Origin of the sequence: Actinomyces massiliensis 4401292 (genome assembly GCF_000269805.1) — a bacterium.
Taxonomy (GTDB): Bacteria; Actinomycetota; Actinomycetes; order Actinomycetales; family Actinomycetaceae; genus Actinomyces; species Actinomyces massiliensis.
In genome coordinates this window covers 347,553-373,675 of the sequence record NZ_JH711482.1, presented here as the reverse complement: position 1 = coordinate 373,675, position 26,123 = coordinate 347,553, and the positions used below count along the sequence as shown (strand labels likewise).

At 66.6% G+C, this 26,123-nt stretch carries 22 protein-coding genes and 4 tRNA genes; 21 read left to right on the top strand and 5 right to left on the bottom strand.

Annotation, left to right across the window (positions count from 1 at the left end; all coding sequences use genetic code 11):
- Positions 1–97 precede the first annotated feature (97 nt).
- Positions 98–1,474 carry a UTP--glucose-1-phosphate uridylyltransferase gene (locus tag W5W_RS0110060; protein ID WP_017195304.1) on the top strand — a complete coding sequence of 459 codons (1,377 nt, stop codon included), beginning with the start codon at positions 98–100 and terminating at the stop codon, positions 1,472–1,474.
- Between the two features lie 105 nt (positions 1,475–1,579).
- Here W5W_RS0110060 and W5W_RS15275 read toward each other — a convergent pair whose 3' ends face one another.
- From W5W_RS15275 to W5W_RS0110035, 4 genes are all read right to left on the bottom strand, one after another.
- Positions 1,580–2,239 carry a LiaF transmembrane domain-containing protein gene (locus tag W5W_RS15275; protein ID WP_154650324.1) on the bottom strand — a complete coding sequence of 220 codons (660 nt, stop codon included), beginning with the start codon at positions 2,237–2,239 and terminating at the stop codon, positions 1,580–1,582.
- A gap of 531 nt (positions 2,240–2,770) precedes the next feature.
- Entirely contained in the window at positions 2,771–3,889 is a 1,119-nt protein-coding gene (locus W5W_RS0110045; RefSeq protein WP_017195301.1) for an alpha/beta fold hydrolase, read from the bottom strand.
- Positions 3,890–3,927: 38 nt separating this feature from the next.
- The gene (locus W5W_RS15765; RefSeq protein ID WP_029574244.1) at positions 3,928–4,416 is read right to left on the bottom strand and encodes a helix-turn-helix transcriptional regulator; all 489 of its coding nucleotides are present in this window, start codon (positions 4,414–4,416) and stop codon (positions 3,928–3,930) included.
- A gap of 641 nt (positions 4,417–5,057) precedes the next feature.
- Positions 5,058–5,133: transfer RNA gene (locus W5W_RS0110035), tRNA-Val, on the bottom strand.
- Between the two features lie 149 nt (positions 5,134–5,282).
- On the opposite strand from W5W_RS0110035, the gene W5W_RS0110030 reads away from it, so the two are divergent.
- The 6 genes from W5W_RS0110030 (at position 5,283) to W5W_RS0110005 (ending at position 9,536) form a co-directional block, all read left to right on the top strand.
- Positions 5,283–5,355 (top strand) — tRNA-Gly (locus tag W5W_RS0110030).
- Positions 5,356–5,394: 39 nt separating this feature from the next.
- Positions 5,395–5,465 (top strand) — tRNA-Cys (locus W5W_RS0110025).
- Position 5,466: 1 nt separating this feature from the next.
- Positions 5,467–5,541 (top strand) — tRNA-Val (locus W5W_RS0110020).
- Positions 5,542–5,610: 69 nt separating this feature from the next.
- Positions 5,611–7,830 (top strand): excinuclease ABC subunit UvrC, encoded by a 2,220-nt coding sequence (gene uvrC / locus W5W_RS0110015; protein WP_017195300.1) that lies wholly within the window; start codon positions 5,611–5,613, stop codon positions 7,828–7,830.
- Positions 7,831–7,868: 38 nt separating this feature from the next.
- Complete coding sequence (locus tag W5W_RS0110010) at positions 7,869–8,081, top strand: TOBE domain-containing protein (RefSeq protein WP_017195299.1); 213 nt, start codon at positions 7,869–7,871, stop codon at positions 8,079–8,081.
- A 27-nt stretch (positions 8,082–8,108) separates the two neighbouring features.
- Entirely contained in the window at positions 8,109–9,536 is a 1,428-nt protein-coding gene (locus tag W5W_RS0110005) for a glycoside hydrolase family 1 protein (RefSeq protein ID WP_017195298.1), read from the top strand.
- Between the two features lie 38 nt (positions 9,537–9,574).
- Here the strand turns inward: W5W_RS0110005 and purT are convergent, their stop codons facing one another.
- The gene (purT, locus tag W5W_RS0110000) at positions 9,575–10,807 is read right to left on the bottom strand and encodes a formate-dependent phosphoribosylglycinamide formyltransferase (RefSeq protein WP_017195297.1); all 1,233 of its coding nucleotides are present in this window, start codon (positions 10,805–10,807) and stop codon (positions 9,575–9,577) included.
- A gap of 95 nt (positions 10,808–10,902) precedes the next feature.
- Here purT and rapZ point away from each other — a divergent pair, with 95 nt between their 5' ends.
- The 14 genes from rapZ (at position 10,903) to der (ending at position 25,796) form a co-directional block, all read left to right on the top strand.
- Positions 10,903–11,895: an RNase adapter RapZ gene (gene rapZ / locus W5W_RS0109995; protein ID WP_017195296.1), complete on the top strand. Its 993-nt coding sequence runs from the start codon at positions 10,903–10,905 to the stop codon at positions 11,893–11,895.
- A gap of 6 nt (positions 11,896–11,901) precedes the next feature.
- Positions 11,902–12,909 (top strand): gluconeogenesis factor YvcK family protein, encoded by a 1,008-nt coding sequence (locus W5W_RS0109990; protein WP_017195295.1) that lies wholly within the window; start codon positions 11,902–11,904, stop codon positions 12,907–12,909.
- A gap of 34 nt (positions 12,910–12,943) precedes the next feature.
- A complete protein-coding gene (whiA, locus tag W5W_RS0109985; protein ID WP_008731716.1) occupies positions 12,944–13,924 on the top strand; it encodes a DNA-binding protein WhiA in 981 nt (326 codons plus the stop codon).
- Positions 13,925–14,251: 327 nt separating this feature from the next.
- Positions 14,252–15,259, top strand: coding sequence for a type I glyceraldehyde-3-phosphate dehydrogenase (gene gap / locus W5W_RS0109980; RefSeq protein WP_008731688.1), 1,008 nt, complete (start codon positions 14,252–14,254; stop codon positions 15,257–15,259).
- Positions 15,260–15,441: 182 nt separating this feature from the next.
- A complete protein-coding gene (locus W5W_RS0109975; RefSeq protein ID WP_017195294.1) occupies positions 15,442–16,635 on the top strand; it encodes a phosphoglycerate kinase in 1,194 nt (397 codons plus the stop codon).
- A gap of 5 nt (positions 16,636–16,640) precedes the next feature.
- Positions 16,641–17,420: a triose-phosphate isomerase gene (gene tpiA / locus W5W_RS0109970; protein WP_008731679.1), complete on the top strand. Its 780-nt coding sequence runs from the start codon at positions 16,641–16,643 to the stop codon at positions 17,418–17,420.
- A gap of 214 nt (positions 17,421–17,634) precedes the next feature.
- Positions 17,635–17,877 carry a preprotein translocase subunit SecG gene (secG, locus tag W5W_RS0109965; RefSeq protein ID WP_008731313.1) on the top strand — a complete coding sequence of 81 codons (243 nt, stop codon included), beginning with the start codon at positions 17,635–17,637 and terminating at the stop codon, positions 17,875–17,877.
- Positions 17,852–18,898: a site-specific tyrosine recombinase XerD gene (gene xerD, locus W5W_RS0109960; protein WP_008731309.1), complete on the top strand. Its 1,047-nt coding sequence runs from the start codon at positions 17,852–17,854 to the stop codon at positions 18,896–18,898. Before secG ends, xerD begins: the two co-directional genes overlap by 26 nt.
- 127 nt (positions 18,899–19,025) lie before the next feature.
- A complete protein-coding gene (locus W5W_RS0109955) occupies positions 19,026–19,877 on the top strand; it encodes a ParA family protein (protein WP_390882528.1) in 852 nt (283 codons plus the stop codon).
- 34 nt (positions 19,878–19,911) lie between these two features.
- Positions 19,912–20,733, top strand: a complete 822-nt coding sequence (locus W5W_RS0109950) for a segregation and condensation protein A (protein ID WP_193760085.1) — start codon at positions 19,912–19,914, stop codon at positions 20,731–20,733.
- Entirely contained in the window at positions 20,730–21,353 is a 624-nt protein-coding gene (gene scpB / locus W5W_RS0109945) for an SMC-Scp complex subunit ScpB (protein WP_008731300.1), read from the top strand. Before W5W_RS0109950 ends, scpB begins: the two co-directional genes overlap by 4 nt.
- Entirely contained in the window at positions 21,350–22,306 is a 957-nt protein-coding gene (locus W5W_RS0109940) for a pseudouridine synthase (protein WP_008731304.1), read from the top strand. The genes scpB and W5W_RS0109940 overlap by 4 nt, the downstream gene beginning before the upstream one ends.
- Positions 22,307–22,320: 14 nt before the next feature.
- Positions 22,321–23,472 (top strand): prephenate dehydrogenase, encoded by a 1,152-nt coding sequence (locus W5W_RS0109935; RefSeq protein ID WP_154650323.1) that lies wholly within the window; start codon positions 22,321–22,323, stop codon positions 23,470–23,472.
- Positions 23,473–23,636: 164 nt separating this feature from the next.
- On the top strand, positions 23,637–25,796 hold the full coding sequence (gene der / locus W5W_RS0109930; protein ID WP_017195291.1) for a bifunctional cytidylate kinase/GTPase Der: 2,160 nt from the start codon (positions 23,637–23,639) through the stop codon (positions 25,794–25,796).
- Positions 25,797–26,123: the final 327 nt, after the last annotated feature.

Below are 26,123 nucleotides of genomic sequence, written 5' to 3'. Positions count from 1 at the left end.
GTACGCCCTGTGGAGAACTTCCCGGCGAGTACTCCGTAAGACTAGGCAGAGGGCCGCGGTGACGGACACCGCTCAGAGAACCCACTAGGCTCGCGCCATGATCGAGAACGGACTCACTGCCGCCCAGCACAAGATGCGCGACGCCGGTGTCGCCGAGCAGGCCATCACTGTCTTCACCCACTACTACCAGTCCCTGGAGGCCGGGGCCACGGGCCTCATCCCCGAGGAGACCATCGAGCCCTTGACGGATATCGACTCCATCGACGATGTCGAGATCAGCGAGGCCGACGCCCGCGAGGCGCTGTCGCGCACCGTGATGATCAAGCTCAACGGGGGACTGGGCACGTCCATGGGCATGGACAGGGCCAAGTCGCTGCTGCCCGTGCGCGACGGCAAGTCCTTCCTCGACCTCCTGGTCGACCAGGTGATGGCGGCGCGCCGGACCTACGGCGTCTCCCTGCCGCTGATCTTCATGGACTCCTTCCGCACCCGGGACGACACGCTCGCGGCCCTCGCCGAGCACCCCGGCATCGCGGTCGACGGGCTTCCCCTGGACTTCCTGCAGAACCGGGAGCCCAAGCTTCGCGCCGACGACCTCACCCCCGTGACGTGGGAGGCGGATCCCGGCCTCGAGTGGTGCCCGCCCGGGCACGGCGACATCTACACCGCCCTGGTCGCCTCCGGCGTCCTCGACGCGCTGCTGGAGCACGGTTACAGGTACGCCATGACCTCCAACTCGGACAATCTGGGCGCCGCGCCGAGCGCCCGCATCGCCGGCTGGTTCGCCGCCTCCGGCGCGCCGTACGCCCCCGAGATGTGCCGGCGCACGCCCGCCGACGTCAAGGGCGGGCACCTGGCGGTGCGCAAGAGCGATGGCCGTATCATCCTGCGCGACACCGCGCAGACGCCGGCCGATGAGATGCGTTTCTTCACCGACCAGTACCGCCATCCCTTCTTCCACACCAACAACCTCTGGTTCGACCTGAGGGTCCTGCGCGACACGCTCACCGAGCGCAGGGGGATCCTCGGTCTGCCGCTGATCAAGAACGCCAAGACGGTCGACCCGGCGGACTCCTCCTCGACGCCGGTCATCCAGCTCGAGACCGCGATGGGCGCGGCCGTCGAGGCCTTCGAGGGCGCCACCGCCGTCGAGGTGCCGCGCAACCGCTTCCTGCCGGTCAAGACGACCAATGACCTGCTTCTGCTGCGCTCGGACGTCTACGAGGTCGATGAGAACGGTCTGCTCCGGATGGTTCCCGAGCGGGCCTGCACCGTGAGCCTCGATCCGCGCTACTACAAGAAGATCAAGGACTTCGACGCACGTTTCCCGTCCGGGGCGCCGTCGCTGCGGGACGCCGAGCGCTTCACGGTGGAGGGTGACTGGACCTTCGGGGCCGACGTCGTCGCCACCGGGGACGCTCATGTTGCCGAGACCGGCTCGCCGGGGAACGTGGCCTCCGGTGCCCGGCTCTGATCGGCTCGCGCACGGACGGGGGCCCGGACCAGCGTGGTCCGGGCCCCCGTCCGTGCGCGATCGAACGCCTCCGGCTCGCCGGGCCGATGACGATCACCGCCGAGGTTATTTCACGTCAACGCCGCCGAGCATGCACTGGCCGCGCAGATACAGTGTCTTCTCGGCCGCCACCGGGCTCGTCTTGTCGTCGACGCCGCCCAAGATGCTGGTGATCTGGTTCTCCACCACGACATCGCTCGGCACGATAATGTTGACGCCGCCGAACAGGGCGAATACTTCAATCACCGCGCCGTCCTTGATCTGAGCCTGACGAAGATCGAGCTCAGCGCCGCCGAAGACCGCTGTGATGGAGCTGCCCTCGTAATCGCCACTGATCTTCTGCTCATGGCCGCTGAACACCGTGGTCACCGGCTCGGCGGGGCCGGATCGCCTCGGCCGGCCCCTCTTGAGAGACGGGAACAGCACCAGGATGCCGCCGACGACCAGCAGGATCGGCCAGAAGACATCCCACAGGTCAACATCGACCACGTGAAATGTCCATAGCGCTGTCGCAAGACCGGCCGCCATCAGCAGCGCGCCCCATACCTTTTGCCGCCCGGCCATGACCGTCGCTCCCGCCACGACGAGCAACAGCGCCCACAGACTGCCCCACAGCTCTGACCAGTGCTGGAAGTCGATAATCTTGAGATTTTGCAGCAGGACGATAGCGCCGATGACGACGATTGACAATCCGAAGAATATACGAAAAACTGTATTGTGCTTCACTGGTCCAGTTTAGCACGCGCCCGCTGTCTTCCCACCCTGCTCAGGCTCTTCGGTTTCCCGGCACGAGCGCCGAGGTGGAGGCCGGAATCCCGACGTTCCAGTCCCCGCCGTCTTCTACCGCGCCCCGGAGCACCTCGTCCTCAGTCGAGCTGCTCGGCAACCGGGCAACAAGGCGTGCGTTGCGGCGTCAGCGGCGCGGACGAGGCCGTTGCGACCGGGATGGAGCGGCTCGCCGTGCGGGCCGGTGAGGGCGCAGCCCGCGCGGAGGCCGGTCTCATCACGGCCGTCGACGACGGCGATCTCGGAGTCGGTCAGGCCCATGGGGCCATCGCACCGAGGCCGAGCGCTCCTATGATCTCTTCTACACCAACGTCCGAACTCGCCGCGTCTCCCGCAGTCGATACGCCGCCTCCTCGCCCGCCCGGCCGAGGAGGCGCGGTGCTGCGGGTGGGATCGCCTCGGGACGCGGGATGCTGATCGTGATGATCGGCTCCGCGGCGGGGTCGACGTCGTCGGCTGCACGTGCACACGCTACGACCCGACCCGCTCTTTAAAATCGATCAGAGCTTTTATGAACGCCTCCGGCTGGTCCTGATGAATGTCGTGCTGAGATTCGAAGCCGTCAACAAGCTCGGCGCCTCTGATGAGGCTCGTGGCTTTGGCTGCGTCTTCTTCGTCCATTGCTGCCAGTAGCACCCCGTTGCTGTCGTAGTAGCTCGGTGCGGTAGTTCTTGGGGCCGCTACATGCAGAATTGTGGTTGGCACTGTGACGCGTGCCAGGGTTTCGGACTGGTTGAAGTTCTTGAACCATGAATAATTGTAGAAGGTTTCGCCGAACCTCAAATCGTAGTCGCCGGTACCGTCTTGCATATTTGCGGTCAAGTCGTAGATGTTGTTCACTCCGAGCGACTGGGGGTAGTACCAGATGCGGGGGAGCTCTCCGGGATGCTTCTGCATGTAGTGAAGCGCAGGATTCTTCACGATTTTGGCCCAGTTGTCGGTGCCGTCTTTGTTGAAGAACGTCTGCATGTAATTGTGCTCCAGGTTGTATGCGGTGTAGTTGGACTCATCTGTCTGGTTCAGGAAATCGTGAACGATTTTGAATGTTTTTCCGGCAAAGGTGCTTTCGGCCCGTCCGGGTTCCGTCGAGAAGAAGGGCGCGTCTTCGATGACCGCGCCGCGGACCTGGTCGGGCGCGTTGGCCGCCAGCCATGCTGCGAGTAATCCGCCTGAGGAGTGCCCCGACACGACCGCTGGTTGACCGATGACATTTTTTAGGAACCAGATGAGGTCCGTGCCGATAGCCTCCGCCGAGTATTTGTCTGGGTTTTTACTGGAGCCGCCGTGCCCGTAACAATCAACAGCGTACACGTGGTACTCCTTGACCAGCGCCGGCAGAACCGGTGCGTAGTCCTCCCATGACACATTTTGGCCGTGCAACAATAAGAGCGGCGGCTTCTCCGTCTCGTCCGGCCCCTCGCCGAAATTAAGTACCGAACCGTCTGGTAGCGCTGCCTGCTTCTCTGCGACCCTCGCCTTCTGAATCTGTTGCAGCGCCCGTCTGTCATAGTTCATGTTGCGATAGGCGTAGATTCCGACCAGCGCCGCAATGACAATGAAGCTGATGCAGATTCGGCCTAGGGCGGTCATGATTCTTCTCTCCTTCTGTGCAACTGCATGGGGCCGCTTCATGCGTCTGCGCCTTCCTGCGGGTAGAATTGATCCATCAGCCTTCGCGCTACGGCGAAGAACTGATCGGCCGGCGCCAGTGCGACACCGGCTGTCTGCGGATTCTCGTCAACAAGCACGACCAGCTCCGTTCTGCTTGTCCATTGAAGAATCTCTCTCGCTCGATGTGGAATCTCCACCCGACCCCCGTCATCGAGCCGTACTACACCGAGGGCGTGCTTTCCCGCGGGCGGTATGGGCACTTCGGATTGAGCCCTGCCAAAATGTAAGAGATTGTCAATTGTCACATCGTAGAGTGTCGCCAGCGCGTCGCAATGGATAATATCTGGCGTCGCGCTGCCGGCTTCCCATCGGGAAACTGCCTGGCGAGACACGCCGATTCTTTCCGCCACCGCTTCAAGGGACAAGCCACGGCTTCTTCGCAGAAAGATCAGATTCTTATTCAACCGGAGGGCGTGAGCGGACGGCTGCTCCTGAGTATTACTCATGATTGTAGCGTAGTGAGGCTTCACGCCGGAGACAACCAACCGGAGATGACATTTTTTGTTCGCTTTCGTTGACATGAGACGAGAGCATGATCCGCTCAATTGTCAACGATGGAGTCTTCATAGTACGGCGACCGGAGCGCCACGCAGAGCCTGCATGCCGTCGATGGACGGGACGGCGCTGTCGTGCGTACAGGTCGGGGTCTGATGCGAAAGTCGGTCGGGTCGGCGGCTGGGGCTGCTGCCCGCGATGCGCGGTGGCCTGGTAGCGGGAGGCGGGCAGGGTGCTGCGTGTGGCGAGGCCGCAGTGGTGCCCCAGGTGGTTGAAGGCGCGGCGGTTCCAGACCCGCCCTTGGGCGCTCGTCAGGCCACGACGGGCGGCAGCGCCTGTTCTCGGCACGCCGGATCGACCGCATCGGAACCGGTCGTCCGGGCGAGGGACGACGGCGCGGCCTGCGTCAGGCTCACTACGCCGGAGCGATGCCGCCGGACCTGCTCCAGGTTCGAGCGGGACCGGCTGACTCGCGGCTGAGCGTGGCCACGCATCCCCTCAAGGGCTACCTGGTGGACGCCCGCCGGCTGACACGGCCTCGACCCCGACACCACCCGCGCTGCTCACGGCGCATGCTCATATCAGAGCATCATGGTGGGCGATACTGGAATCGAACCAGTGACCTCCTCGGTGTGAACGAGGCGCTCTAACCCCTGAGCCAATCGCCCGGCGCGGGGGATAGGCTATCCATCACCGCCGCCGCCGGGCAAATGAGGGCCCGGTGAGGTGGATCACCGCAATGTCATTTGCGATCGACGGCTGTCCGGGTGTTATGGTTTTCCAGCGCCGAGCGGTTCGAGTACGCCGTGTGGAGCGTGCGGATGTGGCTCAGTTGGTAGAGCATCACCTTGCCAAGGTGAGGGTCGCGGGTTCGAGTCCCGTCATCCGCTCCGAGGAGCAGGGAGCCTCCCAGCCCCCGGCCTCTCACTGGTGGGTTGGCCGAGAGGTTAGGCACCGGCCTGCAAAGCCGTTTACACCGGTTCGAATCCGGTACCCACCTCGGGCGATTGGCGCAGCGGGAGCGCGCTTCCCTGACACGGAAGAGGTCACTGGTTCGATCCCAGTATCGCCCACCAGCACCGAACCGCCGCAGCTGGCGACGGGCATGAACGATCCTCCCTGTTGAGGCGTCTACCCTTGCGGCCATGGCCGACCCTACGACGTACCGCCCCGCGCCGGGAGAGATCCCCACCTCGCCCGGCGTCTACCGGTTTCTCGATGCCGAGGGCCGCGTCATCTACGTCGGCAAGGCCAAGAACCTCAGGCAGCGGCTGTCGAACTACTTCCAAGACCTGTCCGCCCTCCACCCTCGCACCCAGAAAATGGTCACCACCGCCTGCGCCGTGGAATGGACGGTGGTGTCCACCGAGGTCGAATCCCTGGCTCTGGAGTACTCCTGGATCAAGGAGTTCAACCCCCGCTTCAACGTCATGTACAAGGACGACAAGTCCTACCCGTACTTGGCCGTCACCATGGGGGAGACCTACCCGCGTGCACAGGTGGTCCGCGGGGCGCGCAAACCCGGGACCCGTTACTTCGGCCCCTTCGTCCAGGCCTGGTCCATCCGCGAGACCGTCGACCAGCTGCTGCGGGTCTTCCCCATGCGCTCCTGCTCGGCAGGCGTGCTCCGGCGCGCCCAGGCGGCGGGGCGCCCCTGCCTGCTGGGCTACATCGACAAGTGCTCGGCCCCATGCGTAGGCAGGATCAGCGCTGAGGACCACCGCGCCCTGGCCGAGGACTTCTGCGCCTTCATGGCCGGGCGCACCGGACCCTACCTGCGGCAGATCGAGACTGAGATGAGGGCGGCCTCCGCAGCACTGGACTTCGAGAAGGCGGCCCGCCTGCGCGACGACGCCGCCGCACTGCGCAAGGTCATAGAGGGCAACGCCGTCGTCCTGCCCGATGCCACCGACGCCGACGTCTTCGCCCTGATCCGCGATGAGCTGGAGGCTGCCGTCCAGGTCTTTCACGTGCGTGGCGGCCGGGTGCGGGGCCAGCGCGGCTGGGTGGTGGATCTGCCGGACGGAGCCGGGGACGCCGAGCTCATCGAGCGGCTCCTGGAGCAGGTCTACTCCTCCCTCCTGGACCCCGCCGACGACGGTGCCGTCCAGGGAACCGCGCCGACGGGCTCGGGGACCACCACCTCCGCCGGCATCGGCTCCCGCGCCCCCTCCAGCCCCCTGCCGCGCAGCGGGCCCCAGGGCGCGCCCGCCGCCAAGACCGGTGAATCGGCCGCCACCAGCGTCGACGACGTCGCCCACACAGCCACCACCGCGGTGCCCCGCGAGATCCTGGTGCCCGAGCTGCCCAGTAACGCCGCCACCGTGCGGGCCTGGCTGACCGGTTTGCGCGGCGCCCGGGTGGACCTGCGCGTGCCCCGCCGGGGCGACAAGGCGGCCCTCATGGAGACGGTGCGCAAGAACGCCGAGGAGGCCCTGCGCCTGCACAAGACCCGCCGTGCAGGCGACCTCACCCAGCGCTCCCTCGCCCTGGACGAGCTGGCAGAGGCCCTCGACCTGCCCGAGGCGCCCCTGCGCGTGGAGTGCTACGACATCTCCCACACCCAGGGCACCTATCAGGTCGGCTCCATGGTGGTCTTCGAGGACGGGGCGCCGCGCAAGTCCGACTACCGCCGCTTCACCATCCGGGGCGAGGGCGGGGACGGCGCAACCGACGACACCGCCGCCATGCGCGAGGTCCTCACCCGTCGCTTCAAGCGGCTCGTCGCCGAGCGCGAGGCGGCGGCGGGCCGCGTCTCCGACGGCGCCGAGACCATCGACGGCACGCCCATCGACGATGACGGGATCCCGATCGCCTCCGGCCCCATCGATCCGGGCACCGGCCGGGCCCGCCGCTTCTCCTACGCACCCGGGCTCGTCGTCGTCGACGGCGGTCTGCCGCAGGTGGGCGCAGCCAAGGCGGTCTTCGACGAGCTCGGGATCGAGGTTCCGATCATCGGGTTGGCCAAGCGCCTGGAGGAGGTGTGGGTGCCCGGCGAGGAGTTCCCCATCATCCTGCCTCGCACCTCGCCGGCTCTTTACCTGCTCCAGCACCTGCGCGACGAGTCCCACCGCTTCGCCATCACCCACCACCGGAAGAAGCGCTCGGCGGGCATGACCCGCTCGATCCTCGACGGCGTTCCCGGGCTGGGGCCCGCGCGCCAGGCCGCGCTGCTCAAGGAGTTCGGCAGCGTCAAGCGCCTGCGCGGTGCCGATGTGGACGAGATCACCCGCGTCAAGGGTATCGGCCCAGCCCTGGCAGGTACGATCCTGGCTCATCTCAACGACTCGGCGAGCCCATCCAACGGCCCCGCTGAGGACAGCGGTAGTGGCGATGCGGTCCAACCCGCCACCGCACGGCCATGACCGCTCGGCACCGATCCCCTTGACGAAAGGACACACCCATGAAGATCTCTGCCCGCAACCAGCTCGCCGGCACCGTGCTCTCCGTGGAGAAGGGCGCCGTCAACGGCGTCGTGACCATCGAGGTCGCACCCGGCGTCGTCATCACCTCCTCCATCACCAACGCCGCCATTGAGGAACTCGGCCTCGTCGAGGGCACCAAGGCGGTGGCCATCGTCAAGGCCTCCTCCGTCATGGTCGGGGTCGAGGACTGAACAAGTCCGAACAGGATTCAGGCAGCCATGGACGGCGCCCAGGGCTTCCCCGACGGCTTCCTGTGGGGAGGGGCCACCGCGGCCAACCAGCTGGAGGGCGCCTACGACGTGGGCGGCAAGGGACTGAGCGTGCAGGACGTCATGCCCCGCGGCATCACCGCACCGCCCGCACAGGCGCCCACACCGGACAACCTCAAGCTCGAGGGCATCGACTTCTACCACCGCTATGCCCGGGACATCGCACTCTTCGCGGAGATGGGCTTCAAGGTGTTCCGGTTCTCCATCGCCTGGTCGCGGATCTTCCCACTCGGCGATGAGAACGAGCCGAACCAGGAGGGCCTGGCCTTCTACGACCGGGTCCTGGATGAACTGGACAAGCACGGCATCGAGCCTCTGGTCACCATCAGCCACTACGAGACCCCGCTGCACCTGGCCCGGCATTACAACGGCTGGACCGACCGCCGCCTCATCGGCTTCTACGAGCGCTACGCCCGCACTCTCCTGGAGCGCTACGGCAAGCGGGTGAGGTACTGGCTGACCTTCAATGAGATCAACTCCGTGCTCCACGAGCCCTTCATGTCCGGGGGCATCGCAACCCCCAAGGAACACCTGCGCGAGCAGGACCTCTACCAGGCCGTCCACCACGAGCTCGTGGCCTCCGCGGCCGCCACCAGGATCGCCCACGGGATCAACCCGGATATCCGGGTGGGCTGCATGATCCTGGCGATGCCCACCTATCCGCTCACCCCCGACCCCCGCGACGTGTGGGCCGCCAAGCAGGCCGAGCGCGCCAACTACGCCTTCGGCGACATCCACGTGCGCGGGGAGTATCCCGGCTACCTGTTGCGCATGCTCCGGGACAAGGGCATCGAGCTGGACATCACCGAGGAGGACCGCCGATTGCTGCGCCAGCACACGGTCGATTTCGTCTCCTTCTCCTACTACATGTCCATCTGCGAGACCGCCACCCGATCGGCCCTCTCCGGCGGGGGCAACATCCTGGGAGGGGTGGTGAACCCGACCCTCGAGGCATCCCAGTGGGGCTGGCAGATCGACCCGCTGGGTCTGCGCACGATTCTGAACGACTACTGGGACCGCTGGAACAAGCCGCTGTTCATCGTGGAGAACGGCCTGGGCGCGAAGGACATCCTCGTCCAGGGCACCGAAGGCCCCACGGTCGAGGACGACTACCGCATCGATTACATGAACGACCACCTGGTCCAGGTCCGCGAAGCCATCGCCGACGGCGTCCAGGTGCTGGGCTACACCTCCTGGGGCTGCATCGACCTGGTCTCGGCTTCCACGGCGCAGATGTCCAAGCGCTACGGCTTCATCTACGTCGACCGGGACGACGACGGTGCAGGAACCCTGGAGCGCTACCGCAAGAAGTCCTTCGGCTGGTACCGCGATCTCATCGCCTCCAACGGTCGCAGCTTGGTCGACCGCCGGGACTGACCGCGTCCAGCGGGCGATGTTGCTGAACTCAAGGTGCCTCAGGCGGAGGGTGCCACTGCTCCTGCGGCCGCCCGGGCGCGCCGGCGGGCGCTCTCGACGTCGTCGGCGCCCGCCACCGCCACGCCCAGGCGGCGGCCCGGGTGCGCCTCGGGCTTGCCGAACAGCCGGAGGTCGGCGCCCTCGATGGCGAGGGCGGCCTCCACGCCGGTGAAGCGCACTCCTTGGCCGGGAGCGGAATCAGCGCCGGCCTTGATCGTGGCCGAGGCCCCCGGGCAGCGCAGGGAGGTGTCCACGGGCAGGCCCAGCAGGGCGCGGGCGTGCAGCTCGAACTCGCTCAGGCGCTGGCTGGCCAGCGTCACCAGGCCGGTGTCGTGCGGTCTGGGGGAGACCTCGGAGAAGAGGACCTCCTCGCCGCAGATGAACAGCTCCACCCCGAACAGGCCCCAGCCGCCCAGGGCGGCCGTGACCCGCTGCGCCACCTCGCGTGCGCGCTCCAGCGCTGCGGGCGGCAGCGCCTGGGGCTGCCAGGACTCAACGTAGTCCCCGTCCACCTGCCTGTGCCCGATCGGCTCGCAGAAACTCGTCACCGTCCCACCGCCGCGCGGATCTTGCGAGCGCACGGTGAGCAGGGTGATCTCCGTGTCGAAGTCGACGAAGCCCTCGACGATGACCCGTCCGCGGTCCACCCGGCCGTCGTCGGCCGCATGGCGCCAGGCCTCGGCAAGGTCCTGCGGGCCGCGCGCCACGGACTGGCCATGGCCGGAGGAGGACATGACCGGTTTGACCACGCAGGGGAAGCCCACTTCCCCCGCCGCCCGCGTGAGCTCATCCAGGCTGGATGCGAAGGCGTAGGGGCTGGTGGCCAGCCCCAGCTCCTCGGCGGCCAGGCGCCTGATCCCCTCCCGGTTCATCGTGAGCTGGGCGGCCCTGGCGGTGGGGACCACGCGGACCCGGCCCTCCCCCTCGAGGGCAACCAGGGCGTCGGTCGCCAGCGCCTCGATCTCGGGGACCACGATGTCCGCCCCGCTGGAGATGATCGCCGCGGTGAGCGCCTGCGGATCGCCCATGTCGACCGTGAGGGCGTTGTGAGCCACCTGCTGGGCCGGGGCGCCCTCATAGCGGTCGATCGCCGTGACCTCCACGCCCAGGCGGGTCAGGGCGATCGCCACCTCCTTGCCGATCTCCCCGGACCCCAGCAGTGCCACCTTGGTGGCGCTCGAGGTCCAGGGCGTCCCGATGACAGGCGGGGCGGGGTCATAAGCGGTGGTCATCAGCACCTCCGGAGGCGGGCGGCGGCAACAGGTCATCGATAACGCTACCCACGAGGCGCCGCGATCGTCCCCCTGAGGCATGCCATGCTTGGCACATGAACACCCGCCGCTCGAAACCCGCCGCGAAGTCAGCTCGTGACCCGGCGAAAGGCCGCGACCCCCTGCGCGATACCGTCCCACCCTTCATTCCCGCGATCGATGACGCGGCTCCGCCGATCCCTCCGGCGCAGCGCCCCGAGGTCCTCATTGTGACGGGCCTGTCGGGGGCGGGACGCTCCCGTGCCGCTAACGCGCTGGAAGACCTGGACTGGTACGTCATTGATAACCTTCCTCCCCAGTTACTGCCCGCCATGGCGGGAATGATGACGACGGTCGGGGCGGGCGTGCACCGCCTCGCAGCAGTGGTCGACGTGCGCAGCCGCGAGTTCTTCGCCTCATTCATGCAGTACCTCGGCGAGTTGCGCGAGTCCGGGGTGACGCTGCGCCTGATCTTCCTGGACGCCTCCGACTCGGCTCTCATACGGCGCTTCGAGTCCTCCCGGCGGCCGCACCCGCTGCAGGGCACGGGCTCGATCCTGGACGGCATCGAGCACGAGCGCACCCTCCTGGCCGGTTTGAAGGCCCAGGCCGACAATGTCATCGACACCACCGACTACTCAGTCCATGATCTGGCGCGGCGGGTGCGCGAACTGGTCGCCACCGAATCCGAGCTGGCTCTGCAGGTGACGGTGATGTCCTTCGGCTTCAAATACGGCTTGCCCTTGGACGCCGATCATGTCTTGGACGTGCGTTTCATACCCAACCCCTACTGGGTCACAGAGCTTCGCCACCTCACCGGACGCGACGAGCCCGTGGCTGAATATGTTTTCCGCCAGGATGGCGCGGCCGAGTTCGTCGACGGCTATGCCGCTCTGCTGGCCCCCGCCCTGCCCGCCTACATCGAAGAGCTCAAGCCGAACGTGACCATCGCGGTGGGATGCACCGGCGGCAAGCACCGCTCGGTGGCCTCGGCCGAACGGATCTCGGCCCGCCTGCGCGCCAATGGTTTCAAGGTCTCCACCCAGCACCGTGATCTGGGAAGGGAGTGAGGATCCATGAATGCGCACTCAACGCTCGACTCCACCGGTTGGCCTCGTCGCGGTGAGGACGGACCGGCGGTTGTGGCGCTCGGTGGGGGGCACGGCCTATCCGCCACCCTGCGGGCGCTGCGCCATGTCACCCATCAGCTCACTGCCGTGGTCACCGTGGCCGACGACGGCGGGTCCTCCGGACGCCTGCGGCGGGAGTTCGACTGCCTGCCGCCCGGGGACCTGCGCATGGCCCTGGCCGCGCTGACCGATGACTCCGAGTGGGGCCTGACGTGGCGCGACGTGCTCCAGCATCGCTTCGCGGGCGAGGGGGAACTCGACAATCACGCTCTGGGCAACCTGCTCATCCTCGCGCTATGGCAGCTGCTTGGAGACGAGGTCGAGGGCCTGGACTGGGTGGGGCGGCTCCTGGCCATACACGGTCGCGTGATTCCCATGAGCGCCTCACCACTGGTGATCGAGGCGGACCTCGTCGATGGCGCCCATCGGAAGCGGGTCCGCGGTCAGGTGGCAGTAGCCACTGAGCGCGGTCAGATGACGAATGTGGGCATCGTCCCCACTGATGCGGACGCCCACCCTGAGGCGCTGCGAGCCATTGGCGAGGCCGACTGGGTGGTCCTGGGGCCCGGCTCCTGGTACACCTCGGTCCTGCCCCACCTGATTCTCCCCTCCATGCGGCGGGCACTGGAGAGCACGACGGCCCTGAAGGCCGTCGTGCTCAATCTGTCTGCGCAGCACGGGGAGACAGACGGCATGACGTGCGCGGACCACCTGCGCGTTCTGAATGAGTACGCGCCGGACCTGCGACTGAACGTCGTCATCGCCGATCCAAGCGTTGTGGAGGACACCGATGACTTGGAGTCCGTTGCAGCACGACTCGGCGCCACTGTCGTCCTGCGTCAGGTGCGCACGGGTGAGACCCTGTGCAACCATGACCCTTTGCGCTTGGCCGCTGCCTTCCGCGACGCTTTCGACGGCGTGATGGGTGACGTTGCCTGGACCACGACGGACTGACTGTCCGTCTTCACTGACTGAGGAGGTTCCCGCCATGTCACTGACAGTGGCCGTCAAGGATGAGCTCGCGCACGTCGACGCTCAGAACGCCGCCCAGCGGCGCGCGGAGGTCGCCTCCATGCTCCGCTTCTCCGGCGGACTGCACATCGTCTCGGGCAAGATCGTTGTCGAGGCCGAGCTCGATCACGGGGGAGCGGTGCGACGGCTCCACCGCGAGTTGCGCGACCTGTTCTCCATGGAGCCGGAGGTCATCGTGGTTCAATCCGGCTCGCTGCACCGGGGCAACCACTACGTGCTGCGCGTGACCGATCGCGGCAAGGACCTGGCTCGTCTGACCGGACTCGTCGATGGCCGAGGACGGCCGGTGCGCGGGATGCCGGTCGCCGTCGTTCAAGGCGGACGCAACGCCTCGGCCGCAGCCTGGCGAGGGGCCTTCCTGGCCCGCGGCTCATTGACGGAGCCCGGACGCTCCTCGTCCTTGGAGGTCACCTGTCCCGGAAGCGAGGCCGCGCTGGCGCTGGTCGGTGCGGCCCGCCGCTTCGACATCGCCGCCAAGGCCCGCGAGGTGCGCGGAGCCGACAGGGTCGTCGTACGCGACGGCGAGGCCATCGGCGTCCTGCTGCAGCGCATGGGAGCCGTGGAGGCCTTCGCATCCTGGGGAGAGCGCCGCTCCCGCCGGGAGACTCGTGGGACCGCCAATCGACTGGCCAACTTCGACGATGCCAACCTGCGGCGCTCCGCCCGCGCTGCCGTCGCCTCAGGCGCCCGGGTGGAGCGGGCCTTCGAGATTTTGGGCGAGGAGGTTCCCGAGCACCTGGTTCAGGCCGGACGACTGCGGATGGAGCACAAGCAGGCGAGCCTGGAGGAGCTGGGGCAGCTCTCCGATCCCCAGCTGACCAAGGATGCCGTCGCGGGCCGCATACGACGTCTGCTCGCCATGGCGGACAAGCGCGCTCGAGAGCTGGGCGTGCCCGACACGGAATCCGTGCTCACCCAGGACATGCTCGATATGTGAGGCTCGGGACTGGGAGATCCGGTTGACGGTCCGTGACAGGAACGGCCGACACCGGCATTGGCGAATGACGCCGCCCTCAGATCTCCCGGCCCACTGGGACATCGGTCCCGCTTCTGACTGTCAAACGTATGTCATCTCACATATGTGGTGATTCCCGCCGGTTATCTGTTCGCCCATGGCGTGGCCGATGCTCACATGAGGTGAGTCGTGACCGCTACACTCCACAGTGCCGGAGCGCAGAGGCTCAGCCGCCGCGGTCCGGGGCACACTCCGGTGTGCGAAGACACGAACAGCGTGCGCCGTACCGGCGTACTAGGAGGACCCAAAGTGACCACCCGCGTTGGTATCAACGGCTTCGGTCGTATCGGCCGCAACTTCTTCCGCGCTGCCCTCGAGCAGAAGGCGGACCTCGAGGTCGTAGCGGTCAACGACCTGACGGACAACAAGACTCTTGCACACCTGCTCAAGTACGACTCGATCCTCGGCCGTTTCAGTGGTGAGGTCTCCTACGATGACGATGGCATCACCGTCAACGGCAAGCACATCAAGGTGTTGGCCCAGCGCAACCCCGCCGACCTGCCCTGGGGCGACCTGGGCGTCGAGGTCGTCGTGGAGTCCACCGGCTTCTTCACCGACGGCGAGAAGGCCAAGGCCCACCTTGACGGCGGCGCCAAGAAGGTCGTCATCTCCGCTCCCGCCAAGAACGTCGATGGCACCTTCGTCATGGGCGTCAACGAGGGCGACTACGACAACGCCGCGATGAACATCGTGTCCAACGCCTCCTGCACCACCAACTGCCTCGCCCCCCTGGCCAAGGTCCTCCACGAGAACTTCGGCATCGAGCGCGGCATCATGACCACCATCCACTCCTACACGGGTGACCAGCGCGTCCTCGACGCCCCGCACAAGGACCTGCGCCGCGCCCGCGCCGCTGCGCTCAACATGATCCCCACCAAGACCGGTGCCGCCCAGGCCGTGGCCCTCGTCCTGCCCGAGCTCAAGGGCAAGTTCGACGGCCTGGCCGTCCGCGTGCCCACCCCGACCGGCTCGCTGACCGACCTCACCTTCGTGGCCGAGAAGGAGGTCTCCGTCGACGCCGTCAAGGCCGCCGTCAAGGCCGCCGCCGAGGGTGAGCTCAAGGGCGTTCTCGAGTACACCGAGGACCCGATCGTCTCGACCGACATCGTGGGCAACCCGCACACCTCGATCTTCGACGCCACCGAGACCAAGGTCATCGGCAACCTCGTCAAGGTCCTCTCCTGGTACGACAACGAGTGGGGCTACTCCAACGCCCTGGTCCGCCTGACCTCCCTGGTCGGCTCCAAGCTCGCCTGAGCCACGAGACACCACTGAGAGCATGACGCTCTAGAAGAGTCGGCGCCCGCGCAATACCAGAGTGTTGCGCGGGCGCCGTCCGTCAGCGGGCGCGCCCGAGCGGGTACGCCGCTGTCAGCCGGTCCCGATAGCGGGCCCGGCCCCACCGACTGCATCACCCACCACCACCGATGAGAGGTTTCATGAAGACCATCGAGTCCCTGGGCGACCTCAAGGGCAAGAAAGTCCTGGTCCGCTCCGACTTCAACGTCCCACTCGACGCCGACAAGAACATCACCGACGACGGCCGCATCCAGGCCGCTCTGCCGACCCTCAAGACCCTTCTTGACGCCGGCGCCAAGGTCATCATCACCGCCCACCTCGGCCGCCCCAAGGGCCAGGTCAACCCCGACTACTCCCTCGCGCCCGTCGCCAAGCGCCTCGCCGAGGTCACTGGCGCCAAGGTGACTCTTGCCGAGGACACCGTGGGCGAGTCCGCCAAGGCGGCCGTCGCCGCCGTGGGCGACGGTGAGATCGTCCTGCTGGAGAACGTGCGCTTCAACGCCGCCGAGACCTCCAAGGACGACGCCGAGCGCGAGGCCTTCGCCGCGCAGCTCGCCGCCCTGGCCGACGTCTTCGTCTCCGACGGATTCGGCGTCGTCCACCGCAAGCAGGCCTCCGTCTACGACGTCGCCAAGCTCCTGCCCTCGGCGGCGGGCCTCCTGGTGCTCAAGGAGATCGAGTCCCTGGGCCGCGCCGTCAACAACCCCGAGCGCCCCTACACCGTGGTGCTGGGCGGCTCCAAGGTCTCCGACAAGCTCGGCGTCATCTCGAACCTCCTGGGCAAGGCCGACCGCCTGCTGATCGGCGGCGGCATGGCCTACACCTTCCTGGCCGCCCAGGGCTACGAGGTGGGCACCTCTCTGCTGGAGAAGGACCAGATCGAGACCGTCAAGGGCTACCTGGAGACCGCCAAGGCCAACGGCGTCGAGCTCCTGCTGCCCGTGGACACCGTCGTGGCCCCGACCTTCGCCGCCGACGCCCCGGCCACCGTCTTCCCCTCCGACTCGCTGCCCGCGGACCAGATGGGCCTGGACATCGGCCCCGAGACTCGCAAGCTCTTCGCCGACGCCATCACCACCTCCAAGACGGTGGTCTGGAACGGCCCCATGGGCGTCTTCGAGTTCCCGGCATTCGCCGAGGGCACCAAGGCCGTGGCCAAGGCGATCTCCGAGTCCGACGCCTTCTCCGTGATCGGCGGCGGCGACTCCGCCGCGGCCGTGCGCACGCTCGGCTTCGACGAGGCGACCTTCTCCCACATCTCCACCGGTGGCGGCGCCTCCCTCGAGCTCCTCGAGGGCAAGACCCTGCCCGGCATCGCTGTTCTGGAAGGCTGATCATTATGACGAATCGCATCCCGCTGATGGCGGGCAACTGGAAGATGAACCTCGACCACCTCGAGGCCAACCACCTGATCCAGGGCCTGTCCATGGCTCTGAAGGACGACGACCACGACTACAACAAGTGCGAGGTTCTGGTCATCCCGCCCTTCACCGATCTCCGCACGGTTCAGACGATCGTCGATGCCGATGGGCTCGAGATCAAGTACGGCGCCCAGGACGTCTCGGTGCACGACAATGGCGCCTACACCGGTGAGGTCTCCACGGCGATGCTCACCAAGCTCGGCTGTACATACGCGGTGATGGGTCACTCCGAGCGCCGTGAGTACCACGGCGAGTCGGATGAGCTCGTGGGCGCCAAGGCGCGCAAGGTACTGGACGCAGGCATGACTCCGATCCTGTGCTGCGGGGAGGCCCTGGAGATCCGCAAGGCCGGCACCCACGTGACGTTCGTTCTCGACCAGATCCGCGCCGCTCTGAAGGGCTGGAGCCCTGAAGACGTCGCCCAGATCGTCATCGCCTACGAGCCGATCTGGGCCATCGGCACCGGCGAGACCGCCACCGCAGATGACGCGCAGGAGGTCTGCAACGCCATTCGCGAGGCCCTGCGCACCGACTACGGCGATGCGACCGCCGACGCCACGCGCATCCTTTACGGCGGAAGCGCCAAGCCCGGCAACATCAAGGAGCTCATGGCTCAGCCGGATGTTGACGGCGCTCTCGTGGGAGGCGCTTCGCTCAAGGCGGACTCCTTCGCCGCCATGTCGAACTTCTACGCCTGAGAAGCCCACGACGCTGAAGGTCGTCCGATAGAACAGGCCAATGGGCGGCTGCCCGGGCTCGTCCGCCTCGCAACTCGAGGCGGACGAGCCCGACATTATGGATCCGGTATGGATCGGGTAGAGTCCGGCACGGATCGGGCAGACACGACAGACACTGCCCCGCAAGAGCGCCCGCCGGCTCACGGAGGCGCGATAACGAAGGGAAAACCACAGCGTGACTGTGCTGAGAATAGTTCTCCAGGTACTCCTCGTACTATCGAGCTTCTTCCTGATCATGTCGATCCTGCTGCACAAGGGCAAGGGAGGCGGTTTATCCGACATGTTCGGCGGAGGGATCTCCTCGTCCGCCGGCTCCTCTGGCGTTGCCGAGCGCAACCTCAACCGCATCACGGTCGGCGTCGCTCTGCTGTGGACTGTCACGATCGTGGGCCTTGGGCTCGTCACACGGTTCGCATAACCGCCTTCGGAACACGACCACGACCTCCGCTGCGAGCACCGGAACTGAAGCAGGCCCGCGTGAGGACGCCCTCCAGCGTTCCCTGCGCGGGTATCTGGCGCACCTGCGCATCGAGCGCGGTCTGAGCCCGAATACCCTGGCCGCCTATGAGCGGGATCTGAGTCGCTATGCCGACTTCCTGCGCGGGCGCAGCGCCACCGTACTCGCCGATGTGCAAGAGGCGGACGTCATGGCTTTTCTCGAGGCGCTGCGGACCGGATCAGATGGCGGACGGCCCCTGGCCGCTTCCTCCGCGGCACGCACCGTCACTGCCGTACGCGGTCTGCACCGCTTCCTTCTGGATGAGGGCGTGACCGAAACCGACCCGGCGACACAGGTGCGCCCTCCGCAAGTGGGGCGGCGATTGCCCAAGGCTCTGAGCATCGACGAGGTCAGCCGTCTGCTCGAAGCCGCCTCGGCCGGGGACGATCCGGTCAGCATGCGGGATCGAGCGCTCCTGGAGGTCCTGTACGCCACGGGTGCGCGGATCTCGGAAGCTGTCGGCCTGGTGGTGGATGATCTCGACTCGAGCACGGGGTGTCTGCGCCTGCTCGGCAAAGGGCGCAAGGAGCGAGTCGTTCCCATGGGCCAGTACGCCTGGGACGCCCTGGAGGCGTATCTGGTTCGGAGCAGACCTGAGCTGGCCGCTCGAGGCAGGGGAGTGCCGCAGGTTTTTCTCAACACTCTGGGGCGTCCGCTGTCTCGTCAATCCGCCTGGGGCGTTCTTCAGCATGCCGCCGAGCGCGCCGGTCTGACCGGTGGAGGAGCTGAAGAGACAGGAAAGATGGAAGGGCGGCACATCTCGCCCCACACTCTGCGTCACTCCTTCGCCACTCATCTGCTCGCTGGAGGCGCCGATGTCCGCGTGGTCCAGGAGATGCTCGGCCACGCCTCGGTGACAACCACTCAGATCTACACGAAGGTCACCGTCGACCACCTCCGGGAGGTCTACGCCACCAGCCATCCGCGCGCCCATGGCTGAGGTTGATGAGCAGACAGTTCTCCGGAGTCCCGAAATGCAGACACGGCCTGGCTATAGACACGCCCGCCGCGGACTACGAGCGGTTATCGGCTAGGCTGCCAATGTGAGTGAGTCCAACCAGTCCGGCATGATCGACCAGCACTCCTCCACGGATGAGCCCGAGGAGAAGGTCTTCCCTGTACCCGCGCCACTGGAGTCACATGGCCCCGCACGCGTCATCTCCATGTGCAATCAGAAGGGCGGGGTCGGCAAGACGACCACCACCATCAATCTCGGGGCGGCTCTGGCCGAGTGCGGGCGCCGGGTCCTCATCGTCGACTTCGATCCGCAGGGCGCTGCCAGCGCGGGCTTGGGCGTCAACGCCCATGAGCTGGATTCGACCATCTACAACTTGCTGGTCTCCGCCAGTCCTGACGTGCGGTCCGTCATCTACCCGACCACTGCCGAGGGGCTCGATATCGTCCCGGCCAACATCGACCTGTCCGCCGCCGAGGTTCAGCTCGTCAACGAGGTCGCTCGCGAGCAGGCCCTGACTCGGGTGATCCGCCCGGTCCTGGACGACTACGACGCCATCCTGGTTGATTGCCAGCCCTCCTTGGGCTTGCTGACCATCAACGCTCTGACCGCCTCCCACGGCGTCATCATCCCGCTGGAGACCGAGTTCTTCGCCTTGCGCGGCGTTGCTCTCCTGGTGGAGACCGTGGACCGGGTCCGTGATCGTCTCAATCCCCGGCTGCAGATCGATGGAATCCTGGCCACCATGGTCGATCACCGGACTCTGCACGCCCGAGAGGTCCTCGATCGCCTTGAGGATGCCTTCGGGGATCAGCTCTACGACACGCAGATTCGGCGGACCATCAAGTTCCCCGACGCCACTGTGGCCAGTGAGCCGATCACGAGCTATGCCCCGTCCCATCCCGGTGCCGAGGCCTATCGCCGGCTCGCCCGGGAGGTCATCGCCCGCGGCAATGTCGCCTGAGGCGGATTCCGCCGAGACCACGACTCCTCTCGGAATGACCAGCAGCGGAGCTGCTGGCACGGAGGCGGGCGCAACAGCTCGGGTTCCCGGATTCTCCGTGAGTCTGCCCCAGTTCGAGGGTCCCTTCGACCTGCTTCTCGCGCTCATCGCGCGCAGACGGCTGGATGTGACCGAGTTGGCCTTGGCCGAGGTCACAGACGAGTTCATCGCTCATATGCGCGCCGACTGGGATCTGGGCCGAGCCAGCGAATTCCTCGTCGTGGCCTCTACTCTCCTGGCGCTCAAGGCCCAACGGCTTCTGCCGCACGATCCGGATGACGAGGACGAGGATCTTGAGCTCCTTGAGGCCCGAGATCTCCTGTTCGCCAGGCTCCTGCAGTACCGGGCTTACAAGCAGGCTGCGCAATGGCTATCCGATATGGCCTCCACGGCCTCGCGCAGCCACCCCCGTGTTGTTGGTCTGCCCGCTGAGTTCAGCTCGCTGCTGCCCCAGCTCGTGGCGACCATCGACGCCACCGATCTCGCTCAGTTGGCAGTACGGGCGTTCACCCGACCGGCAGATCCCGGTGTCCAAACTGTTCACCTTCATGAGCGGGTGCCTGTGGGCGAGCAGCTGAATCTGATCGCATTGCGCTTGCGGAGACACGGCACAGCGACCTTCAGTCGCCTCATCGCCGATGCTGAGCGTGCGGCCGTCGTCGTCGCCCGCTTCCTGGCCCTGCTCATCCTGCACCGTCAGGGCAGTGTGAACCTCGATCAGAACGAGCCGATGGGGGAGATCACGGTGGCGTGGTGCAGCGGTTACGACGACCTGGCGGGCATCATGAGCCCGGATATCGAGGAGGAGTTCGGATGAGCCAGATCCCGGCCGCCCGGCAGGGAGAGCTGAATGCGGTGCCCAGCGACCGACTGCGGTCCGCCGCCGAGGCGGTTCTCGTCGTCGCCGACGAACCCATTACTGCGGCGTCCCTGTCGGAATCACTCGGGCTGGATGAGAATGCCACTGAAAAGCTCCTGGAATCCTTGGCCGCGGAGTACGCCGGGCATGAGGGACAGGGTCGTCCTCGCGGCTTCATACTGCGCCGTGTCGCCGGAGGATGGCGACTCGCCTCAGCACCGGAATTCTCAGACATCGTCGAGCGCTTCGTCATTGGCGGCGCCACGGCCCGTTTATCACAGGCGGCTCTGGAAACCCTTGCCGTCATCGCTTATCGCCAGCCCGTGACTCGTGGGCGCGTCGCAGCGATCCGGGGCGTCAACGTAGACGGCGTCGTGCGCACCCTGCACGCACGCGGGCTCATCGAGGAGACCGGCACCGAGCCCAATGGCGCGATCCTGTATCGCACGACCGCGGAGTTCCTGGAGTACCTGGGTCTGAACTCTTTGGAGGACCTGCCGCCTCTGGCCCCGTACCTGCCCGACACCGCGGTCCTGGACGACATTGAGAACGAGATGAGCGAGAGGAACCATCAATGAGCGGCGACGTAGTCGACCTGACCGGCCAGGAGTTCTACGACGAGGATGACCTCGAAGAGCTGGACGAGGATGCCGCCGCCCCCGCCGAGTTGACCGCTTTCGACGCTGAGGCCCTGAGCGAGCAAGAGGAGGCTGAACGTCTCGCCGCTCGGCGCCGCGCCGCTCGCGGCGGAAGCGATGATCCGCACGTGGTCGGCGGTGAGCGCCTCCAGAAGGTCCTGGCCCATGCCGGAGTCGCCTCCCGGCGCGCATGCGAAGTGCTCATCTCCTCGGGACGGGTCAGTGTGGACGGCGTGATCGTCACCGAGGCCGGAGTACGGGTCGATCCTGCGACGCAGGAGATCCGGGTCGACAATGCCCGCGTGTTGACTGATCCCGATGTCGTCACTGTCATGTTGCACAAACCGGCCGGTGTGGTGACCACCATGGAGGATCCAGAGAGCCGTCCCACTGTTGCCGAACTGGGAGCCCGGTGGGTGGCCGAGCACGCCGACGAGCTCGAGCATCCCGAATCCGTCAGGCTCGTGCACGTGGGGCGCCTGGACACCCAGACTGAGGGACTGCTGCTGCTGTCCAATGACGGCGAGCTCGCGCATCGCCTCATTCACCCTCGCTACGAGATCGCCAAGACCTACGTCGCCATCGTCGAAGGACAGGCGGAGCACTGGGTCCCGCGCAAGCTCAAGCGCGGTATCGAGCTGGATGATGGGAATGCCCGAGCAGATCGGGTCATCATCAAGGACTCCGGACCAGCGGGATCAATCGTTGAGATCACGCTGCACTCCGGTAGGAATCGCATTGTGCGCCGCATGCTGGCGGCAGTCGGGCACCCGGTGTCGAGGTTGGCCCGCACCAGGCTCGGGCCATTGACACTCGGCTCCCTGCGCCCCGGCCAGATGCGGCGGCTCACCGGTGACGAGGTCGCGGCTCTGCAGAACGAGGTCGGCCTATGAATATGCCGGTGAACATGCCGGTCGCACCCGCCCTTTCGACTCGAGGGCCGGTGCTCATCGTGGGCACCGGTCTACTGGGTACCTCGCTCGCCCTGGCTCTGAGCGCCGCCCGCATCGAGGTGCAACTGGCGGACACCTCGCCCACGTCGCTGGCCCTGGCCCGCGATATGGGAGCCGGGCGAGTGCGCACCAGTGGCGACGCCGAACCGCGCATCGTGGTGGTGGCGACACCCCCCGATGTCACCGCCGGCGTTGTTCTACGCGAACTGGATGCTCATCCCGGCGCTGTCGTCACCGATGTCGCATCCGTCAAGGACAGCGTCGCCGCGGAGGTGCGGGCTCATGGGGGCGACAGCGCCCGTCGTTATGTCGGCTCCCACCCCATGGCCGGGCGCGAACGCTCCGGGGCGGTCGCTGCAGACTCCGACCTGTTCGTGGGCCGCCCCTGGGTGATCGTGGGGGAGTGGGCAGACCCGGACTCGGTGCTTCGGATCCGAAATCTCGCCGTTGACGTGGGTGCCACTCCGGTGCTCATGACCGCCGCCGAGCACGATGCCGCAGTAGCGGCCGTTTCGCATGTTCCCCAGCTCCTCAGCTCCCTGCTGGCTGCTCGTTTAGAGGAGCTGCCCGAGTCCGCCCTGGCTCTCGCCGGTCAAGGACTGCGCGACACCACCCGTATCGCCGCCTCCGACCCGCGTTTGTGGTCGGCGATCATCGTCGGCAATGCCGAGCCGGTGGCAGAGCTGCTGCGGGCTGTACGCACCGATCTCGACCTCCTCATCGAGGGTATCGCTCCCGCATTGCTCCCGAGTACCCCTTCTGAGCGCTCGTTCCCCGAGGGCGCAGATGCCATCATTCCGGGAGCGGTGGGCGCCATCACCGACGTCATGAGTCGCGGTAATACCGGGCGGGCCCGCATTCCCGGCAAGCACGGTGGCGCGCCGCGCCGCTACGCCGAGGTCCAGGTCCTCGTGCCGGACTCCGCCGGCGAGCTCGGAAGGCTCTTCTCCGACGTGGGCGCCGCCGGCGTGAATATCGAGGACTTCTCCTTGGAGCATTCCCCCGGTCAGCGTGCAGGACTCGCCATGCTCTCCGTACTTCCCGCAGCGGCCCAGGGGCTTCAGGAGGCGCTGGGTGCACAAGGCTGGCGGGTAGTTATCGGCTAGGACTCCGCTCCGGTTTTCCAGCGTCTCTTTTCGATCCCATTCTTGAAGGATCTTTATTGTGAGCGGCCTGTCAGTCGTGCGCGATCTCATGAACGCAGTGTGTCAAGGACACGTGTTGCGTATGGGACCCTTGGACGGGTTCACCGAGGTCTGGAGGAAAGCACATGGGAATCGTTGTCGCGATCGACGGGCCGAGCGGATCAGGCAAGTCGACCGTTTCCAAGCAAGTCGCCTCCAGACTCGGTTTGGCCTATCTCGACACCGGCGCCATGTACCGGGCAGCGGCCTGGTGGTGCGAGCACGAGGGCGTCGATCTTGAAGACTCGGAGGCCGTGACGCGCGCGGTCGAGACCATGCCTTTGACGATGGGGGTCAATCCCGAGGCGCCGGGTGTTGTCTGCGGCAGTGAAGACATCGCCAGCGCCATCCGCGATCCTCATATCGCCGCCATCGTCTCCAAGGTGGCCACCAACCTCGATGTCCGCGCCGAGCTGGCCCGCCTCCAGCGCGAGATCATCCATAGTGAGGCTGCCGGGCTGCATCGCGCCTTCTCCGCGGGTGCCGGAGTCGTGGCCGAGGGCCGGGACATCACCACCGTCATCGCACCCGACGCAGACGTGCGCCTGCTCATCACCGCCAGCGAGGAGGCTCGCCTCGCCCGTCGCGCCGCCGATTTGGAGGCCGCCGGCAAGCACATCGACGCCGCTGCCCTGCGCGATCAGGTGGTTCGTCGGGATCAGGATGACTCCGCAGTCTCCCAGTTCCTCACGGCTCCGGAGGGCGTGACCCTCGTGGACACCTCCGACATGGATCTTCCCGAGACGGTCGAGCATGTCATCGCTCTTATCGAGAGCGAGCTCGATCAGGCCGCTGAGCGCGATCGCCAAGACCTCTTGCGGGCCGAGGCCCTGCGTGAGGGGTTGGCCGACTACGAGCTCGAGGAGGAGGATCTCGCTCTACTGGACGGCCAGGACATCCCGGCGACAGACTCCGGCCTGGAAGCAGGCCTGCCTGTTCTCGCGGTCATAGGCCGACCGAATGTCGGCAAGTCCACCCTCGTCAACCGGGTCCTGGGGCGTCGCGCAGCCGTGGTTCAGGACACGCCGGGCGTGACTCGCGACCGCGTCTCCTATCCGGCGGAATGGGCCGGCCGGCGCTTCACCATCGTGGACACCGGCGGTTGGGAGGTGGACGTCGCCGGTCTGGATGCCGCCGTCGCCACCCAGGCCGAGATCGCTGTCAACATGTCCGACGCCGTCATGCTCGTCGTCGATGCTCAGGTCGGCATCACCGAGACCGATGCGCGCATCGTGCAGATGCTGCGCAAGTCGGGCAAGCCCGTCGTGCTGGCCGCCAACAAGGTGGACTCGCCGGCTCAGGAGGGTGATGCGGCCGCCCTGTGGAACTTGGGGCTCGGCGAGCCCTACCCGGTTTCCGCGCTGCACGGGCGCGGCAGCGGCGATGTCCTGGACGCCGCCATGGCGATTCTTCCCGAGGTGTCCGCCGTCGCCGGGCCGGTTCGCGATGACGACCTGCACCGCATCGCCCTGGTGGGCCGACCGAACGTCGGGAAGTCTTCTCTGCTGAACTCCATCGCCAGGGCTGCTCGGGTGGTGGTCAACGAGGTCGCCGGTACGACCCGCGACCCGGTCGATGAGGTCCTCGAACTCGACGGGCGCAGATGGGTCTTCGTAGACACCGCCGGCATTCGCCGTCGTGTGAAACAGGCCCGCGGCGCCGATTACTACGCAGTCCTGCGTACCCAGGGCGCCATTGAGAAGGCCGAGGTGGCCGTCATTCTCCTGGATGCCTCCGAGCCGATCACCGAACAGGATGTGCGTGTCATCCAGCAGGCGGTGGATGCCGGACGGGCCCTCGTGCTGGTCAACAACAAGTGGGACCTGGTCGACGAGGAGCGCCAGAAGATGCTGGCCTGGGAGACCGAGCACGACTTGGCGCATGTGGCCTGGGCGCCGCACATCAACCTGGCGGCGCGCACCGGCTGGCACACCAACCGGCTTGTGCGTGCCCTGGACACCGCCCTTGAGGGCTGGACCACCCGCATCCCGACCGGTCGGCTCAACGCCTTTCTCGGTGAGCTGCAATCCGCGACGCCGCACCCGCTGCGCGGCGGCAAGCAGCCCCGCATCCTCTTCGCCACCCAGGTGCAGACGGCGCCGCCACGTATTGTCGTGTTCTCAACCGGTTTCCTGGATGCCGGATATCGCCGCTTCATCGAGCGGCGCCTGCGCGAGGAGTTCGGTTTCGTCGGCACGCCCGTTCAGATCGGAGTGCGTGTGCGGGAGAAGCGCAAACGGCGCTGAGTGCTCCACAACGGCGCGGCGATCCCGTCCGTCATCGATCGCGTTGCGATGTTCGCCGAGATGCTCCTCGGCGCCGACGTGGAACCGCTGACTCAATTGCGCTCCATGGTCTTCGAGATCGGCTCCTCCGCACCCTTCCCCCGACGTCGGTCATATCTCATCCACCACGGCCAGGCTCTTCCCCATCCTGGCCTGACGACCGGGCCGACACAAGCGATGGCGCTCATGGCCAACAAGATGGAGGACGTCGTCGCCTCCGGCAGAGGCATTCTGCGCGTTCAACAGCTCGCCGAGCGCCTTGGCATCTCCGGTCGGAGCCTACAGCGG